This window comes from Brenneria tiliae (assembly GCF_023347575.1).
GTDB classification, from domain to species: Bacteria; Pseudomonadota; Gammaproteobacteria; order Enterobacterales; family Enterobacteriaceae; genus Brenneria; species Brenneria corticis.
The window spans coordinates 1-947 of record NZ_JAKPCB010000069.1 but is presented as its reverse complement, the minus strand read 5'-3'; the positions used below and the strand labels follow the sequence as shown (position 1 = coordinate 947).

Sequence of the window (947 nt, the reverse complement as noted above, 5' to 3'; positions counted from 1 at the left end):
GTTTACCATCAAGGTTGACCGAGTACTGGCCGACGATCTGGTGGTCACCTTGAGCAACGGTGAGCAGGTTACTATCCAGGCCGGTGAGCAGAGTGTGGCTTATAGCGTGCCGGCGCAGGGCGACGATATGTACGCCGATGCGGGTAGCGTAACGCTGGGTCTTACCGATGCCAGCGTAGCCGGTAAAACCTTTGAAGATTTACAACTGGGTAGCGATGCGACGGTAAACATTACTGACACCGTGGATACCACCACGCTAACGCTGGGTGATGTGACCGTTGCCGAGGGTAGCGACAGCGCCACCGTTAGCGCCACGCTAAGTAATCCCACCGATCGTGCTTTTACGGTGACGCTAAGCAATGGCGCCACCATTACCTTTGCCACCGGGGAAACGACGGGTACTTCAAGCGCTTTTGCAGTGCAGAGCGACGATGTCTATCAAGACGGCGAAAGCTACACCATTCGTGTAACGGATGCGGGCGAGCATAACTTTGAGCAACTGGATGCCAGCGACACCGCGACAGTCACGATTACCGATACGGTAGATAACACCACGCTAACGCTGGGTGATGTGACCGTAGCGGAGGGTAGCGACAGCGCTACAGTTAGCGCCACGCTAAGTAATCCCACCGATCGCGACTTTACGGTAACGCTAAGTAATGGTGCGACCATTACCTTTGCGGCTGGAGCGACAACCGGCACCTCATCAGCCTTTGCAGTACAGGGCGACGATGTTTATCAAGACGGCGAAAGCTACACGCTAAGCGTAACCGATGCCGGTGAGCATAACTTCGAGCAACTGGATACCAGCGACACGGCAACAGTGACGGTGACCGACACGGTAGATACCACCACGCTAACGCTGGGTGATATTACGGTAGCGGAAGGCAGCGACAGTGCCACCGTTAGCGCCACACTGAGTAATCCCACCGATCGCGACTTTACGG

General features: G+C 55.8%; 1 protein-coding gene. It reads left to right on the top strand.

Annotation, left to right across the window (positions count from 1 at the left end; all coding sequences use genetic code 11):
* Window positions 1–947: immunoglobulin-like domain-containing protein (locus MFP24_RS00360; protein ID WP_249246711.1), on the top strand; the 947-nt coding region annotated here is incomplete at both ends.